Below are 15597 nucleotides of genomic sequence, written 5' to 3'. Positions count from 1 at the left end.
CTGTCTCAGCCAGCTGTTCCGGTCCGCCGTCGCGGTCCGCCGTACCAGTCTGCGCTTCCGTTCTGCCGTTCCGCCGTCGGGCCCGTGGTCCCGGCCGACGGGCCGGGGTGCGGGTCCGTCGGCCGACCGGAGCGCGGGTCCGCCGCCGCTCCGGTCCGGCGGTCCGGGCCGTTCGGTCCCGTCCCGTCCTGTCCGGCGCGGCACCGCGGGCCGTCTTCCGGTCCGGGGCGCCGGCCCCGCTCCGGTACGCGGCCGGGTGACGGTCCCGGCCGACGGCCCTGGTCGACAGCCGGGACCGGCTGACGGTCCCGGGCGACGGCCGCGGGAACGTCCCAGGTCGGCACCCCAGCTTTTCCCACAGCACGTCAGGCCACTGTAAGCAGGACCTGTGCTTCCGCGCGTCCTTCCTTATATCCACATCGAACGGACACGACTCGAAGAACCGTTCACCCTCCCGCCATACAGCGGTGGCACGATGACGCGGTGACCCACGCACCGCAGCACACCAGCCAGTCCCCCATCCAGGTGGTCGCCCACCGGGGCGCCTCGGAGGACGCACCCGAGCACACGCTCGCCGCCTACCGGAAAGCCATCGAGGACGGGGCCGACGCCCTCGAGTGCGATGTGCGGCTCACGGCCGACGGGCAACTGGTCTGCGTGCACGACCGGCGGGTCAACCGTACGTCGAACGGCCGCGGCGCCGTTTCCACCCTCGAACTCTCCGACCTGGCCGCCCTCGACTTCGGCTCGTGGAAGGAGGACCCGGCCGAAGCGCCCGACTGGGACCGGGAGAGCACGTCGGTGCTGACCCTGGAGAGGTTGCTGGAACTGGTCGCGGACACCGGCCGCAGGGTCGAGCTGGCCATTGAGACCAAGCACCCGACCCGCTGGGCGGGCCAGGTCGAGGAGCGGCTGCTGGAGCTGCTGGGGCGATTCGGGCTGAACGATCCCCTGCCCGGGGAGCCCTCACCGGTGCGGATCATGAGCTTCTCGGCGCGCTCCCTGCACAGGGTGGCCGCGGCGGCGCCCGCCATCCCCACCGTCTACCTCATGCAGTTCCTCTCACTGCGTGTGCGCGACGGTCGTCTGCCGGCCGGGGCGCGGATCGCCGGCCCCGGTATCCGACTCGTCCGCAACCACCCCGGCTACGTCGAGCGCCTGCACGCCGCCGGACACCGGGTGCACGTCTGGACCGTGGACGAGCCGGAGGACGTCGAGCTGTGCGCACAGCTGGGCGTCGAGGCGATCATCACCAACCGCCCCAAGCAGGTCCTGTCCCAACTGGGACGCCTGCAACTCCCGTAACAGGGAGTGCTCCGGCGCGTTCGGAGCGTGTTCCTGTGTGTCGAATGCGTCACCGTCCGCATCCTGGCCGGTTTCCGGTCCAGGCCATTGGGGCATTCACTCCGTGGCGTGGGGCGAAGGAGGTCTCGGGGGTGGCGTTGGTGGTGGCACAGGAGGTGCCCACGTCGTCGAGCATGGCCGTGCCCCATGGCCCTGCGGGCGTGGGGCGGGCGCGGCATCGTATGCGGGAGCAGCTGCTGAGCAGCGGGGTCTCCGAATCGGTGATCGACGACGCCGTACTTATCCTTTCCGAACTGCTCAGCAATTCCTGTCGGCACGGCAGACCGCTGGGGCAGGCCGAAGCCGGTGACGGGGATGTCCGTGCGGCATGGCGGCTCGATCCTCTGGGCCGGCTCACGGTCGAGGTGACGGACGGAGGCGGTCCGACCAGACCGATTCCGGCCACTCCCTCGGTGACCGCACGCGGCGGCCGAGGGCTGAACATCATCAGGGCACTCGCCCAGGACTGGGGCGTGCGGGACAGCGCGACCGGCGAGGTGACCGTGTGGGTCCTGGTGAACGAGGGGCATCGACGAGAAGATTTCGCTACGCGCGTTGCGAACGGGCACGGCCTGGACTTCGCGGACCCTTTCGACGAGCTCGGCTGAGGGGTACGGGCGGCCCGGTCGACGGGCTCGGCCTCGGGGTCCGGGGCCGATCGACGGGCTCTGCCAAGGATGGGCCGTACGCGAACGGCATGCACGTCACTCCCGCACACCCGCCCGCCGGGCTGCCCCACGGCCCGGGACGTGTGCGGGACACGACGTGCGCCGTGACAGGACGCAGGCCCGGCCGCGAGAGTGCGCGGGGACGCGGACGTACGCCCTGACAGGACGCGCTCGGACACGGCGTATCCGGGGCACGCGACGTACGCCGTGGCGGTACGGCTCGGCCCCGGCGTATGCCTGGGCCGGACGCACGTCCGGACTCGAACGCACGCGGAACCGATGGGCCGGCCGTTCGGGAGCGGCGCGCCGCGACACCACCGCAGCAACCCGCTGTGGCTGTGCTGGCAGGTGACGGCCGACACGGCCGCATGCGACTAGGCTCGCGGCCTAGACCGCACCATCGGATCCGGGAGAGAGCCGCACCATGGCCAAGAAGCGCGCCCAGACCAAGGCCAAGCCGCAGCTGACCGACGGGGAGATTCCCGTCGTCGGCGCCCGTGAGCCCTGCCCGTGTGGTTCGGGCCGGCGCTACAAGGCCTGCCACGGCCGCGCAGCCGCGCACGCCGTCACCGAGCGGGTCCAGCGTCCCTTCGAGGGGCTGACCGGCGAGTGCGACTGGGTCGCGCTACGCGAACTGGTGCCCGCGGCCACCGTCGAGCTGACCCTGAAGGGCGGGCTGCCCGAGGGCGTGCCGTCCGTGACGCTGGCGACCGTGCTGCCCATGGCGTGGCCCGCGCTGCGCCGCGAGGACGGCTCCGTCATGCTCGGCGTGCAGAGCGACACGCAGTCCGGCGATCTGAGCCGTGATCTCGGCACCAGCCTCGAGCTCGCGCTGACCGCCACCCCGGGGACCCCGGTGACGGAGGTCCGCAGCACCGCCGACTCTCCGCGCCTGCAGGACCTCCTGGCCCCGGAGGCACCGTTCGAGCCGGTCGTGCAGAGCGGCTTCGAGTTCTGGGTCCCTGACACCGAGAACGCGACCCCCGAGGTCACGGCCTCCCTGGAGCGGGCGAACGCCGCCGCGATCCCGACCGTGAAGCTCACCGGTGTGGAGGCCGCGTACTGGTGCGAGACCCCGGAGAAGAACCATCTCCGCTGGGTCATGCCGCACGCCGAGGAGAAGCTGCTCGACGCTCTGGCCCGGCTGCACGCCGCGGGAACCTCGTCGCTCGGCGAGGGCACCCGGCTGGTCGGTTCCTTCCGGGCACACGGTCTGATCGTGCCGGTCTGGGACCTGCCCACGAACATGAGCGCCGATGACTGCGAGAAGCCGGCGGCCGAATTCGCGGAGCGCCTCGCGGCCGCGCTGGAGACCGACGCGCCGCTGACCTCGGAGGAGCGCCGGGCCCGCGGCGGGCTCACCAACCGCCAGGTCACCCTCAGCTGAACCGTCACCGCGCCCGGGCGGACGGGACCGGCCCGGGCGCGTGAGCCCCGTCACAACTCACGGTAATGGCCGGGAAATCGCGCCCCCAATAACCGAGATCGAATTTGCGAACGGCAGATCTCTTGTTACCGTTTGAGTAGCCCGATCGCTGGTGCATCCCCCGTCGCCAGCGATCGGGCATCTATGTTTGGCGGCATAGCCAGGCTGCTTTGAGTGCTCGGATGATCACTCAACGGCCCCTGGTGGAGCCGGAGTTGCTGCCCGAGCGCAGCAGCAGCGGCCCGTCGGCGCCGCGCGCGAATTCCACCACGGCCATGTACTCGTCGAAGTTTCCCGCACTGCGTTCCCGGGGCGTCTCGCAGATACCGGGTTCGTCGTCGGCAGCGATCGCGCAGTTCATCTGGAGGGTTCTTCCGGCGGGCCCCATGAGGGTCAGCAGCGAACTCAGTTCCTTCCCCGTGGCGTTCCTGTAGTAGGTACGGCCCCAGGTTTCCCTCAGGTCGCTGACCAGACAGGTCTGTGCCTCCACACCGACCGGCGAGGAGAGTTCCGGGCCACAGCGGAAGACGGGCCCGCGCGCCTCGGCGTCCGCCGGGGCGCCGTCCCGGGCGGACGTCGGAACGGCGGACGGCTCCTGGGGCGCCCCCGCACGGTCGGCCGCAGCGGCCCGGGAGCCTCCTCCGCCGACCGGACGGTTTGCATCCTCCTCGGGTCCGGCGAACTCGGTGGCGGGCCCTGCGGCCACGGCGGGCTCCGGGGCCGCGACGGACCGCGCGGAGGAGTCGGCAGGGGCGTACCCCCGGCCCGAGGCCGGGAGAGGCAGCAGCACGGCGCACGCCACCACGGCCGTGAGCCCGATCATGCGGAGATTCCTCGCGGATGCCACCTGTCCCCCTGCCGGCGAAACAACGGACGGTGGGCCGAAGATAGCGATCACGGACGGGCTTCCGGCGGGCTCCGCGCCCATTTCGCGTACATCTCGGGCGCGCTCACACCCGTACGAGTGAGCGCCGGAACACGGCGGGGTACGCCGGGCGTGCCCCAGCACCGGTACGGAGTCCCCGGAGCACCCGGATCCGCCGACCGGTTCCCGGCCTCATGAACGACCGACGTGAACGACCGACGTGGACGGCCAGCGGGGGCGGCCGACGTGGACGACGGACGTGAACGACGGACGTGAACGACCGGCGTGAAGGATCGACGTGGCTGATCGAGGCTGAGGATCGACGGCGCCCGTTCCGGTGCGCGGGCCACCGCCTCCCCGTACGGCAGGACTCAGTACGCGAGCCGGGTGCCGCCGCCCGGCGCGCCGGTGCTCGCCTCGACGAGTGCGTCGACGACCGCCTCCACGTCGGGCAGCCAGGGCGCCCCGGGCCCCGGCATCGGCGGCCGTACCCAGCGGACCTGGCCGCTGCCGATCTCTGACGGCGGCAGCACGAGATAGCCGCCCGCGCTGTGGAAGCGCAGGGAACTCGGCACGCAGTCCTTGACGTACAGCAGTTCGCCCAGTCGTTCGAGCGAGTAGGGCGCCACCAGCAGCGACCAGCGGGTCGGCGTCGCGACGACGGGGCCGAGGCGGGTGCCGAGGCGGTCGAGGGCCGCCAGTGCCCGGGGCCCTGCGACCGCGGGGAGGCTCACCGCGCAGGGGGCGCTGCCCCCGGTCGCGAGCAGGACCGGGGCGGCGGGCCGGTTGGTCCACCACCAGCGCACCATGCGCGCGTCCGTGGTGGCGGCCAGCAGCTCGGGGTCGAAGGGGTGTGCGCCGGGTACGACGCACTCGGGGTCGGGACAGGCACAGCCACGGCCCCCACCGGGCCCGCGCGAGGCTCCGGCCGGCTTCAGGCCCACTCCTGGGAGTACGGGCCATTTCCACACGGTGGCGCAGGTCAGCGCCGCATCCAGCTGGGCAGGCGTCCCTGTGCGCCGGAACCGGAGCCTGCGTCGCCTTCCGAGGATCTCGCGCATGAGCGCTCGTTCCTTTCCGTTGAACGCCGAGGTCCACATCACACCACGGTTCAGTCGCACCACCGGGTGTGCATCACTGTCACTGCGCGGACATGCTCTGTACAAAGCCTGCTGTACGGGTAACCCGTCAGGGACCGAGCGGGGAACGTGGCGAGGGGTGGCGCGCCATGGCGCTTGCTGTCCTGTGTGCTGGACCCCGCCACTCGGGGCCGGGGCGCGGCCGCCCGTGGGGAAGACGCCCGAGCCGGTGGCCAGGTTCCGGGGCTGGTTCAACTGCCCCTGGCCGATACCGATTACGTACCCGTCACGCTCGACATGACGCGCGCTGCTGCGGTCTCAGTCGACCGCAAATGCCCGCCACTTGGGGCATTTTTTGGCCAAGTTTACTTTCCCGTTGACACCAGGAGTCTCGTGAGGACAATGCTGGACATCCCCTCACTTGTGCGTGTACATGTGGATGCATTGATGGCGGCGCAGATTGACATGGGGGTTTGCGATGCTATTCAGCACAATCGGGCAGCCGGAAAGCCGGCAGCCATGAGCGCCCCGCACCCGTCGAAAGTGGCTGGAATCGATCCAGCCGTCCCCGCTCCCGCCCACACTGCCACCCCCCTGCCCGCCGGGTTCACCCCGCCCGGCGCGGTCATCCAGGACCGCCTCGCCGGATGGGTGTCCGACCTCACGACCCTTCACGAACTCACCGAGCGGCTGGCCCGGACCCAAACCCTCGACGACGCGCTGCACGAGCTGCTCCGGGCCGGTGCCGCCCTGGTCGGCGCACGCCGTGGCCTCGTCGTCCTGGAGCCTGCCGACGGCCGCGGCCCGACCGTCACCGTCGGCCTCGGGCTCGCCCACTCCGACCTCGGCCACATCGAGACGCTGCCGCGCAGCACCACCTCGTACGGGCGCATCCTCGACGGCCTCCCGGGCGCCGGGCCGGACGACAGCTCCCACCCCGATCTGCTCGGCGAACCGGGGCTCGACCCCCGGCACCGCGAAGTCGCCGCCCGCCTCGGCTACGCCGCCAGCTACGCCCTCCCCCTCGCCGCCGAGACAGCCGGAAAGCTCGGTGCCGCCGTCTGGTTGTACGACGAGCCCGCCGAGCCGACCGAGCGTCGCCGACATCTCGCCGGCTTGTACTGCACGTACGCCGGCGAACACCTCGCCCGGCTGCTGGAGCTGGAACGCGCCCGCAAGGACGTCGCCACCATCGCCGAGGAACTGCTGCCCAGCCGTCTGCCCCGGGTCCCCGGGGTGCAGCTGGCCGCCCGCCACCGCAGCGGTCCCCAGGGCGGCGGCGACTGGTACGACGCGCTGCCGCTGCCCGAGGGGGCGCTCGGCCTGGCGGTCGGATCCGTCACCGGATCGGGGCCCAGCGCGCTCGCCGCGATGGGCCGGCTCCGCGCCTCCCTGCGCGCATACGCGGTGATGGAGGGCGAGGACCCGGTCGCAGTCCTGTCCGACCTGGAACTGCTGCTGCGCCTGACCGAGCCGGCCCGCGCCGCCACCGCGCTCTTCGCCTACTGCGAACCGGCCGACCGCAAGATCGTCCTCGCCGGGGCCGGCCACACCCCGCCACTGCTGGCCGGCGGGCGGCGCACCGAGTTCGTCGAGACCTCCCTGTCGGCTCCGCTCGGCATGCTCGCGTGCTGGGAGGCACCGAGCGTGGAGCTGTCCCCCGAACCCGGAGAAACGGTGCTGCTGTACACCGACGGGCTGCTGCACCGCACCGGGGAGCCCATGGACCGGGCCTTCGCCCGGCTCCACGCGGCCGCCGCGAGCGTCCCGAAGGCGCTGCGCGGGGACCCGGGATCGATCGCCGACCACGTGCTGCGGACCGTACTGCCGGAGAGCCTCGACCGGCCCGAGGGGGGCGAGGACGTGGTCGTCCTGGCGGCCCGCTTCGAGTAGCCGGTGTGGCGGGTGCCCGCAGACCCGGTCCACGTCGAAGTGCGGTGCGGTAGGCCCACATACGACCGGCCGCCGGGTGACCGGCGTTCGCCGCGGACGCCGGACGGCCGGTCGCCGGACGGCCGGGCTCCGGACGGCCGGTCGCCGGACGGCCGGGCTCCGGACGGCCAGTCGCCGGACCAGCGGCCACCGGACCAGCGGCCACCGGAGGGCCAGTCGCCGAGCGACCGGCCCTCCGGTGGCCGGGCCGCCCGGCCGGCCCACCCGGCCCCGGCCTCCGACCGACCGCCCGCCCGTCGGCCCGCCCGCCGACCACTGAACCGGCCGACGGGCCGACCGAGGGGCCGACCGACCGCCATCCGGGCCGGCCACCCGGCCGATCCCCGACCCGTAACGCCCGAATCGCCTCCGAATCGCCTCCGGACGGCCTCCGGACCGCAACACCGGGTCAGGCCACCGGACAGGCCGCCGTGCCCCGCCCCGCCCCCGCCCGGCTTTCGCCCCGGAGGCACCCTGCCGCACGCCCGTACGATGTGAGTCGGTCCAGTGTCGTACTGAGGAGGCAGAACCGTGGCCGACGATCTCGTGCCGGAGACCCCGGAAGAGACGGTTGAGACGGAAGAGCAGCCGATCAAGCAGCGCAAGAACGGCCTCTACGCGGGTGTGTCCGACGAGCTCGCCGCGAACATGCGGACCGGCTGGGCCGACACCGAGCTGCGCGATCTGCAGCCGATCCCGCAGGCCGAGCACACGGCACGTCGCCGCGCCGCGCTCTCGGCGCGCTTCCCGGGCGAGCGTCTGGTGATCCCCGCGGGCAATCTGCGGACCCGGTCCAACGACACCGAGTACCCCTTCCGGGCCTCCACCGAGTACGTCTACCTGACCGGCGACCAGACCCAGGACGGCGTCCTGGTGCTGGAGCCGAAGGGCGACTCCCACGAAGCCTGCCTCTACCTGCTGCCCCGCTCCGACCGCGAGAACGGCGAGTTCTGGCTGGACGGGCAGGGCGAGCTGTGGGTCGGCCGCCGCCACTCCCTCGCCGAGGCCGAGCAGCTGCTGGGGATGCCCGCCAAGGACGTCCGCGAACTGCCCGCCCTGCTGCGCGAGGCCACCGGCCCGGTCCGCAACGTCCGCGGCCACGACGCCGGCATCGAGGCCGCCCTCAACGACAAGGTCACCGCGGAGCGCGACGAAGAACTCCGGGTGTACCTCTCCGAGGCCCGCGTCGTGAAGGACGCGTTCGAGATCGGCGAGCTGCAGAAGGCCGTCGACTCCACCGTCCGGGGCTTCGAGGACGTCGTGAAGGTGCTCGACAAGGCGGAGGCCACCTCCGAGCGGTACATCGAGGGCACCTTCTTCCTGCGCGCCCGCGTCGAGGGCAACGACATCGGCTACGGCTCGATCTGCGCCGCCGGACCGCACGCCACCACCCTGCACTGGGTGCGCAACGACGGCCCGGTCCGCTCCGGCGAACTGCTGCTGCTGGACGCGGGAGTGGAGACCCACACCCTCTACACCGCCGACGTCACCCGCACCCTGCCGGTCAACGGCCGCTTCACCGAGCTCCAGCGCAAGATCTACGACGCGGTCTACGAGGCGCAGGAGGCCGGTATCGCCGCGGTGCGGCCCGGCGCCCCGTTCCGCGCCTTCCACGACGCCGCGCAGCGGGTGCTCGCCGAGAAGCTCGTGTCGTGGGGCCTGCTCGGCGACCTCGACGTAGAGAAGGTCCTGGAGCTCGGACTCCAGCGCCGCTGGACGCTGCACGGCACGGGTCACATGCTCGGCCTGGACGTCCACGACTGCGCCGCCGCCCGTACCGAGGCCTACGTCGACGCGACCCTGGAGCCCGGCATGGTCCTCACGGTCGAACCCGGCCTGTACTTCCAGGCGGACGACCTGATGGTGCCCGAGGAGTACCGCGGGATCGGCGTCCGGATCGAGGACGACATCCTGGTCACCGAGGACGGCAACAGGAACCTGTCGGACGCGCTGCCGCGCCGGACCGACGAGGTCGAGGCCTGGATGGCGGCGCTCAAGCAGGGCTGACGACGGAAGGCGGCACCGGCCGGAAGACAGCGGTGGCGGCCGGAAGTCAGCACCGACTGCCGGAGGACGGCACGTGCCGGAAGACAGCATCGGCGGCCGGAACGGCGCTGACGGCCGAAACGCGGGCTGCCGACCGGACGACCGGACAGCGGCGCATGCCGACGGGTGGGCGGTGCTGCCGGCCCGAAGGCGGTGCTGCCCGCCCGAAGGCGGTGCTGCCCGCCCGAAGGCACGAACCACGCACGGAGGGCGCGCGGCTCAGGGGTCTCACGACACCTTGAGCAGCGCGCCCTCCCGCCATTTCAGGATCTTGTCGAAGCACACCACCGCGCCCTGCCCCGGCCGGTTACGGAAGTGGACGTGGTCGGCGAGCTGCTCGATGAGGGACAGCCCCCGGCCGTGCTCGGCCAGCGGCAGCGGTTGCAGACAGGCGCGCGGCTCCCGCCCCGCGGGGAATCCGGGGCCCGAATCGGCGACCTCGATACGACAGGTGTCGCCGTCCAGATAGGCGGTGACCCGGTACGCCTCGGCCGCGGCACCGGCCCTTTCGTCGCCGCCGTGCTCGACGGCGTTGGCGCAGGCCTCGCTGAGCGCGACCGACAGGTCGTAGGAGACGTCCGGATCGACCCCCGCGGTTTCCATGGTGCCGAGCAGAAGACGGCGGGCGAGCGGAACGCTCGCAGCCTCGCGCCGCAAGTGCAGAGACCACCAGATGCTCATGCTCCAGCCTCCAGGCTGCGGCTCGACATACCGATACGTATTGCCGGGGCCCCGCCCTCGTATGCCCCTTCTGTGCGCAACTGAGCTCGTTCGGCGGATGCGCCGTCCCGCTCGGCGGTGTATGTCAGCGGGCTCGGCGCGCATGTCACCAGGGGGACGGACCGGACCTTACGGACCTGCCGCATGGGCGCGGTGGACGCAATGCGATGATGGCCCGGCCATGTCTTCTCCCGTCGCACGCGCCGGAGCCGGTCTGCGGTTGCTGAGGGCCGCGGTGTTCACCGCGGTCTGCGTCGCGTTGTCCGCGGCGGGACACGCCCTGGCGGCCTGTGCGCCCTTCCCCTGGTGGACGCTGGTGCTCGGCTTCGCCGCGACGTTCGCGGCCGTGGCGGCCTGCGCCGGGCGGCAGCGTTCCCTGCCGGCCGTGATCGCGGCCCTGGCGGGCGGCCAACTCGCCCTGCACGCCCTGTTCACGCTCGGACGGCATCGTCCGGCAGCGGCCGTCACGGACGGCGACGCCTCACTGATGCGGCTCGCCGAGAAGCTGCTGTGCGGGGAGCGGCCGGGCGGGCTGACGATTGCCGAGGCCCATCGCGTCGTCTCCGGTGCCGGACTCGACCCCGCGACGGTGCACGGCGGACACGCGCTCCCGGCGACATCGCTCGCCGAGACGCTCACCGGGCTGCTGCCCAGTCTTCCGATGTTCCTCGGCCACATGCTGGCCGCGCTGGTATCGGGCTGGCTGCTGCGGCGCGGCGAGACGGCACTGTTCCGGGTGGCCGAACTGTCCGCACACGGCGCGGGCGAGGTCGCGGCGACGGCCCTCGTACGGTCGCTGCGGGCCGCACCGGCGCTCGTACGGGCCCTGCTCGCCGGACTTCCCGGGGCGCCCGGGCACGCCTCGCGCACTCCCCGTACCGCGACGGCCGAGCTGCTCCCGACGGTCGGGGAACCCCTTCAGCACGCGGTGATCAGACGCGGGCCGCCCGCTTCCGGGCTCGCCCTCGCTGCTTGACGCGGCCCGCTCCACCGGAGTCCTACGGAGTGGTGCCGCGGGGTCCGTGCGCATCCGTACGCGCCGGACCGTGAATCCGTAACCGCTTCCGCTTCGGAGTACCCAATCGTCATGAAGAGCTCTCGTCCCGCCGTTGTCGGCGCCCTCACCGCGTCCGCCGTACTGCTGCTGTCCGGCCCGGCGTTCGCGCACGTCAGCGTGCAGCCGCAGGGCCAGGCCGCCAAGGGCGGCTTCGCCACGGTCAACTTCAAGGTGCCGAACGAGCGCGACAAGGCCTCGACGGTGAAGGTCGAGGTCAGCTTCCCCACCGACCATCCGCTGGCGTCCGTGATGCCGCAGCCGGTGCCGGGCTGGAAGGCCGAGGTCACCAAGTCCAAGCTGGCCAAGCCGCTGGAGATGCACGGCAAGAAGATCGACCAGGCGGTCACCAAGGTCACCTGGACCGCCGACGGCGGCAGGATCGCACCGGGCCAGTTCCAGCAGTTCCCGCTGTCGATCGGCCGGCTCCCCGACGACGCCGACCAGCTGGTGTTCAAGGCGCTGCAGACCTACGACAACAAGGAAGTCGTGCGCTGGATCGAGGAGCCGCAGGCGGGCCGGGAGGAGCCGGCCAACCCGGCTCCGGTGCTCAAGCTCTCGGCTGCGTCCGGTGACGACCACCACGGCGGCGGCAAGAGCGCCGACGGCAAGAACGGCGACGCCGGTACCGGTCACGATGCCAAGAGCCACGAAGGGGCGCCCGGGCACGGCGGCGAGGGGACGCAGACCGCGGCTTCCGCCACCGACACCACCGCGCGGGTCCTGGGAGCGGCCGGAGTCGTCGTCGGTGTCGCGGGCGTCGCCTTCGGCGTGCTCGCCGGCCGCCGCCGCTCCGCCTGACGGGACGCCTTCCTCCTCGTCTCGCAGGCTTCAGAAGTCTCCCGGGCCTTCAGAAAAATCCTCGAAGCCTTCGAAGTCCGCTCCGGCCCTGTCGGGCGTCCTTCGAGGCCTTCACCGAAGTGTTCTCCGAAGCTCCATCAGCACACCCACCAATGGGACGAATGACCATGCACAAGAAGCACGCGCTCGCCGCCGCCCTCATGGCGGCGACCGCCCTCACCCTCTCCGCGTGCGGCGGGGGCGGCTCCGGCTCCGGCGGCCAGGCGGTCGCCTCCGTCTCCGGGGCCCCGACAAAGCCCGCGACCGTACTCGACCGGCCGTGGCAGAAGCCCGACCTGGTCCTCACCGACACCCGCGGCCAGAAGTACGACCTGCGGGAGCGGACCAAGGGCAAGCCGACGCTGATCTACTTCGGTTACACGCACTGCCCCGACGTCTGCCCGCTGACGATGAGCAACATCGCCATCGCCAGGAAGTCGCTCCCCAAGGCGGACCAGGACAGGCTCCAGGTCGTCTTCGTCACCACCGACCCCGAGCGCGACACCTCCGCCGAGCTCGCCAAGTGGCTGCCCAGCGCGGGCGACGCCTCGTTCGTCGGTCTCACCGGCGACTTCAAGACGATCCAGGCAGGGGCCCGCCAGGTGGGCATCGGCATCGACCCGCCGAAGAAGGAGAAGGACGGCTCCGTCGTCTCCATGCACGGCGCACAGGTGATCGCCTTCTCCCCCAAGACGGACCTCGGCTACGTCCTCTACGGCGAGGGAACCCGCGCCGAGGACTACACCGAGGACCTGCCCGAGATCGTCAAGGGGGAGAACCCGTGAACCGCCGCAAGACCCTCGCCGCCGTCATATCCCTGAGCGCCGCCCTGGCGCTGGGCGGCTGCTCCTCCGAAGGCAAGCCCGAACTGAAGGTAGGCGGCGCGTTCATGCCGCAGCCCGTGAGCGACATGGCGGGAGGCTTCCTCACCGTCACCAACACGAGTGATACGGGGGACAAGCTCACCTCGGTCACCAGCGCCCTCTCGGACGACGTTCAGATCCACGAGACGAAGAACCAGAAGATGCAGCAGGTGTCGTCATTCGACATCCCTGCCAACGGCGAGCTGAAACTCGAACGCGGCGGCAGCCACATCATGTTCATGGCCATCAAGCGGGCACCGAAGGTCGGGGACACCGTCCCCGTCGAACTGCACTTCGAGAAGGCCGGCACCGTCAAGGTCGAACTCCCGGTGAAGGAACGCACCTACCAGCCGAAGCACCACTGAGAACGGACCCCTCATGACAGCCACCGCCCCGCGCCTCGGAACCTCCCTGCTGCGGCTGCTGCTCGTCGCGGCAGCCCTGCTCGGCGCCCTGGTCACCGGCGCGGCACCCGCGTCGGCGCACGCCGCGCTCACCGGCAGCACCCCCGAGGACGGGGCGGTGGCCGCCACCGCCCCGAAGGACGTCACCCTGACGTTCTCCGAACAGGTCGCCATGGACGACGACTCGATCCGCGTCCTGGACCCCAGCGGCAAACGCGCCGACACCGGCGAACTGCAGGACCTGTGCAGCGGTGGCGTCGTCAAGTACGGGGTGGGGCTGCACACCGAGCTCCCCCGTGGCACGTACACCGTCGCCTGGCGGGCCGTCTCCGCCGACAGCCACCCCATCTCGGGCGCCTTCACCTTCTCCATCGGCGCCCCCTCCCGGACCAGTGTCGCCATGCCGGAGCAGCCGGCCGGCGGCGGGCTCGTCGGCGCCCTCTACGGCATCGCCCGGTACACCTCCTACGCGGGATTCATCGTCCTCGTGGGCGGCAGCGCCTTCGTCCTGGTCTGCTGGCCGCGCGCCGCGGGCGTGCGGTCCGTGCAGCGGCTCGTCGTCCGCGGCTGGGTCGCACTGACCGCGTCCACCCTCGCCATGCTGCTGCTGCGGTATCCGTACACCGGCTCCGGGAAGCTCGCGGACGCCCTCGATCTGGGCGGCCTCCGGACCGTGCTGGAGACGAAGACCGGCGCGTCTCTGGTCTCCCGGCTGCTGCTGCTCGGCGCTGCCGCGCTGTTCGTCGCGGTGCTCTTCGGGGCGTACGCCCGGCGGGAGGAGGGGTCGCAGCAGGACGGGGCGGCGGCGGACGGGGCGGCGGCAGGCGAGTCGGGCTCGGGCACGGACGGTTCGGGCCCGGACAGTTCGGGCTCGGGCGGGGAAGGCGCCTACGCGGCGGCCGTACCTGCCCTCTCCAGCGCGGCAGTCGCCGGTCCGGGGGCGGAGGCGGGCAGCGTCTCCTGCGAGAAGCCGGCCACCACGGGGACGGAATCCGGGACGCCTGGTACGAAGACCGATGCCGTACGCGCGCAGGCTCGCGCACGGGAGACCGGGACCACGGACACCGGCCTGTCCGAGCGCGTCGGCGCGCACGAGGACACCGACCTGTCCGATGAAACCCGCCCGCACGACGACCCCGGTCCCGACAGGAAAGACCTCACCTTCGGTCTCGCCATCGGAGGCACCGTCGTCTCGGCCGGCATCGCCGCCACCTGGGCGCTCTCCGAGCACGCCTCGACCGGCCCCCAGCCGGGTGTGGCCATGCCCGTCGACGTACTGCACCTGCTCGCCGTGGCCGGCTGGCTCGGCGGGCTCGCGGCGCTGCTGGTCTCGCTCGCCCGGCCCACCCCGGACGGCGTCATCGGCCGTGCGGCGGTCCGGCGCTTCTCCCGGCTGGCGTTCGGCTGCGTCCTCGCCCTCACCGCGACCGGGATCTACCAGTCCTGGCGGCAGGTCGGCTCCTGGCCTGCCCTGACCGGCACGGACTACGGGCGGCTGCTCCTGGTCAAGATCGGGCTGGTCGTCCTCATGGTCGGCATCGCGTCGGTCTCCCGGCGCTGGACCGTACGGCTCACCGACACCTCCGCCGCTCCGTCGCAGACGCCGGACGAGGCGGCGGAAGCCACCCCCGGGGCACCGGCCCGGGACGCGGAAGCTCCGGAACGCTCCGCCGCAGTGCCCTCGCAGGCCCCGCAGGCCCCGCAGGCCACGCAGGCTCCCGACGGGAGTGCCCGGGACGCCGGCCCTGAGGCCTCGGCCGACGCGGAGGGGCCCGACCCCGCGCGGGCCGCGCAGCTCGCCCGTCAGCAGGCCGCCATCACCGCGGCCAGCCGCAGGCGGCTCCGCGACGCCGACCCGGAACGGGCTGGGCTGCGGCGCTCGGTGCTCGTCGAGACCGTGGTGGCCGTGGTGCTGCTGGCGGTCACCACCCTGCTGACGTCCACCGAACCCGCGCGTACGGAGACGGAGGCGGGCCGCCGGTCCGGCGGCGCCGCGTCGACCGCGGTCCCCGACCGGCCCGTGGACATCAGCCTGCCGTTCGACACCGGCGGCCAGGACGGGAAGGGCACGGTGCGGCTGGCCCTCGACCCGGGCCGGGTCGGTTCGAGCACCCTGCAACTGTGGCTGACCCGGCCCAACGGGCGGCCGCTCGACGCACCCGAGGTGAAGGTCGCCTTCACCCTCCGGGCCCAGGACATCGGTCCGCTCCCCGTGGGACCGGACCGTATCGCCACCGGACACTGGAGGACGGCCGGAGTGGCGGTCCCCATGCCCGGCGAGTGGGAGATCGCGGTGACCGTCCGCACCTCCGACATCGACCAGACGACCGTGAAGAAGAACGTGAAGATCGGCTGA

13 protein-coding genes are annotated in these 15597 nt (G+C 72.3%); 10 read left to right on the top strand and 3 right to left on the bottom strand.

Going from position 1 to position 15597, the window contains the following annotated elements; all coding sequences use genetic code 11:
- The first annotated feature begins 483 nt into the window (after positions 1 to 483).
- From ACZ4Z5_RS04215 to ACZ4Z5_RS04205, 3 genes are all read left to right on the top strand, one after another.
- Complete coding sequence (locus ACZ4Z5_RS04215; protein ID WP_468256358.1) at positions 484 to 1305, top strand: glycerophosphodiester phosphodiesterase; 822 nt, start codon at positions 484 to 486, stop codon at positions 1303 to 1305.
- A 44-nt stretch (positions 1306 to 1349) separates the two neighbouring features.
- Entirely contained in the window at positions 1350 to 1952 is a 603-nt protein-coding gene (locus tag ACZ4Z5_RS04210; protein ID WP_468256355.1) for an ATP-binding protein, read from the top strand.
- A 484-nt stretch (positions 1953 to 2436) separates the two neighbouring features.
- The gene (locus tag ACZ4Z5_RS04205) at positions 2437 to 3399 is read left to right on the top strand and encodes a DUF5926 family protein (protein WP_468256352.1); all 963 of its coding nucleotides are present in this window, start codon (positions 2437 to 2439) and stop codon (positions 3397 to 3399) included.
- 229 nt (positions 3400 to 3628) lie between these two features.
- On the opposite strand, the gene ACZ4Z5_RS04200 is transcribed toward ACZ4Z5_RS04205, so the two are convergent.
- Complete coding sequence (locus ACZ4Z5_RS04200; RefSeq protein ID WP_468256350.1) at positions 3629 to 4261, bottom strand: hypothetical protein; 633 nt, start codon at positions 4259 to 4261, stop codon at positions 3629 to 3631.
- A 413-nt stretch (positions 4262 to 4674) separates the two neighbouring features.
- A complete protein-coding gene (locus ACZ4Z5_RS04195; protein WP_468256348.1) occupies positions 4675 to 5364 on the bottom strand; it encodes a bifunctional DNA primase/polymerase in 690 nt (229 codons plus the stop codon).
- Between the two features lie 420 nt (positions 5365 to 5784).
- Between ACZ4Z5_RS04195 and ACZ4Z5_RS04190 the strand changes: the two genes are divergently transcribed.
- Positions 5785 to 7275: a PP2C family protein-serine/threonine phosphatase gene (locus ACZ4Z5_RS04190; RefSeq protein ID WP_468256346.1), complete on the top strand. Its 1491-nt coding sequence runs from the start codon at positions 5785 to 5787 to the stop codon at positions 7273 to 7275.
- Positions 7276 to 7845: 570 nt separating this feature from the next.
- Positions 7846 to 9321 carry an aminopeptidase P family protein gene (locus ACZ4Z5_RS04185; RefSeq protein WP_468256343.1) on the top strand — a complete coding sequence of 492 codons (1476 nt, stop codon included), beginning with the start codon at positions 7846 to 7848 and terminating at the stop codon, positions 9319 to 9321.
- 267 nt (positions 9322 to 9588) lie between these two features.
- Here the strand turns inward: ACZ4Z5_RS04185 and ACZ4Z5_RS04180 are convergent, their stop codons facing one another.
- Positions 9589 to 10041, bottom strand: a complete 453-nt coding sequence (locus ACZ4Z5_RS04180; protein WP_468256341.1) for an ATP-binding protein — start codon at positions 10039 to 10041, stop codon at positions 9589 to 9591.
- A 220-nt stretch (positions 10042 to 10261) separates the two neighbouring features.
- On the opposite strand from ACZ4Z5_RS04180, the gene ACZ4Z5_RS04175 reads away from it, so the two are divergent.
- The 5 genes from ACZ4Z5_RS04175 to ACZ4Z5_RS04155 all read left to right on the top strand — a co-directional run bounded on the left by ACZ4Z5_RS04175 (position 10262) and on the right by ACZ4Z5_RS04155 (position 15597).
- Entirely contained in the window at positions 10262 to 11056 is a 795-nt protein-coding gene (locus ACZ4Z5_RS04175; RefSeq protein WP_468256339.1) for a hypothetical protein, read from the top strand.
- A gap of 111 nt (positions 11057 to 11167) precedes the next feature.
- Complete coding sequence (locus ACZ4Z5_RS04170; protein ID WP_468256337.1) at positions 11168 to 11935, top strand: YcnI family copper-binding membrane protein; 768 nt, start codon at positions 11168 to 11170, stop codon at positions 11933 to 11935.
- A gap of 167 nt (positions 11936 to 12102) precedes the next feature.
- Positions 12103 to 12759 carry an SCO family protein gene (locus ACZ4Z5_RS04165; RefSeq protein ID WP_468256629.1) on the top strand — a complete coding sequence of 219 codons (657 nt, stop codon included), beginning with the start codon at positions 12103 to 12105 and terminating at the stop codon, positions 12757 to 12759.
- On the top strand, positions 12756 to 13202 hold the full coding sequence (locus ACZ4Z5_RS04160; protein WP_468256335.1) for a copper chaperone PCu(A)C: 447 nt from the start codon (positions 12756 to 12758) through the stop codon (positions 13200 to 13202). The genes ACZ4Z5_RS04165 and ACZ4Z5_RS04160 overlap by 4 nt, the downstream gene beginning before the upstream one ends.
- Before the next feature lie 13 nt (positions 13203 to 13215).
- The gene (locus ACZ4Z5_RS04155; RefSeq protein WP_468256333.1) at positions 13216 to 15597 is read left to right on the top strand and encodes a copper resistance CopC/CopD family protein; all 2382 of its coding nucleotides are present in this window, start codon (positions 13216 to 13218) and stop codon (positions 15595 to 15597) included.

The organism is Streptomyces sp. NPDC030222, from assembly GCF_055573115.1.
The sequence above is the reverse complement of the archived record's forward strand: the minus strand, read 5'-3'. Positions and strand labels throughout refer to the sequence as shown.

Bases quoted from the DNA above. Each gene is read 5' to 3' on its own strand.
- ACZ4Z5_RS04210 (WP_468256355.1), top strand. From the start codon at position 1,350: ATGCGTCACCGTCCGCATCCTGGCCGGTTTCCGGTCCAGGCCATTGGG.
- ACZ4Z5_RS04205 (WP_468256352.1), top strand. From the start codon at position 2,437: ATGGCCAAGAAGCGCGCCCAGACCAAGGCCAAGCCGCAGCTGACCGAC.
- ACZ4Z5_RS04200 (WP_468256350.1), bottom strand. From the start codon at position 4,261: ATGATCGGGCTCACGGCCGTGGTGGCGTGCGCCGTGCTGCTGCCTCTC.
- ACZ4Z5_RS04195 (WP_468256348.1), bottom strand. From the start codon at position 5,364: ATGCGCGAGATCCTCGGAAGGCGACGCAGGCTCCGGTTCCGGCGCACA.
- ACZ4Z5_RS04190 (WP_468256346.1), top strand. From the start codon at position 5,785: ATGCTGGACATCCCCTCACTTGTGCGTGTACATGTGGATGCATTGATG.
- ACZ4Z5_RS04180 (WP_468256341.1), bottom strand. From the start codon at position 10,041: ATGAGCATCTGGTGGTCTCTGCACTTGCGGCGCGAGGCTGCGAGCGTT.
- ACZ4Z5_RS04175 (WP_468256339.1), top strand. From the start codon at position 10,262: ATGTCTTCTCCCGTCGCACGCGCCGGAGCCGGTCTGCGGTTGCTGAGG.
- ACZ4Z5_RS04170 (WP_468256337.1), top strand. From the start codon at position 11,168: ATGAAGAGCTCTCGTCCCGCCGTTGTCGGCGCCCTCACCGCGTCCGCC.
- ACZ4Z5_RS04165 (WP_468256629.1), top strand. From the start codon at position 12,103: ATGCACAAGAAGCACGCGCTCGCCGCCGCCCTCATGGCGGCGACCGCC.
- ACZ4Z5_RS04155 (WP_468256333.1), top strand. From the start codon at position 13,216: ATGACAGCCACCGCCCCGCGCCTCGGAACCTCCCTGCTGCGGCTGCTG.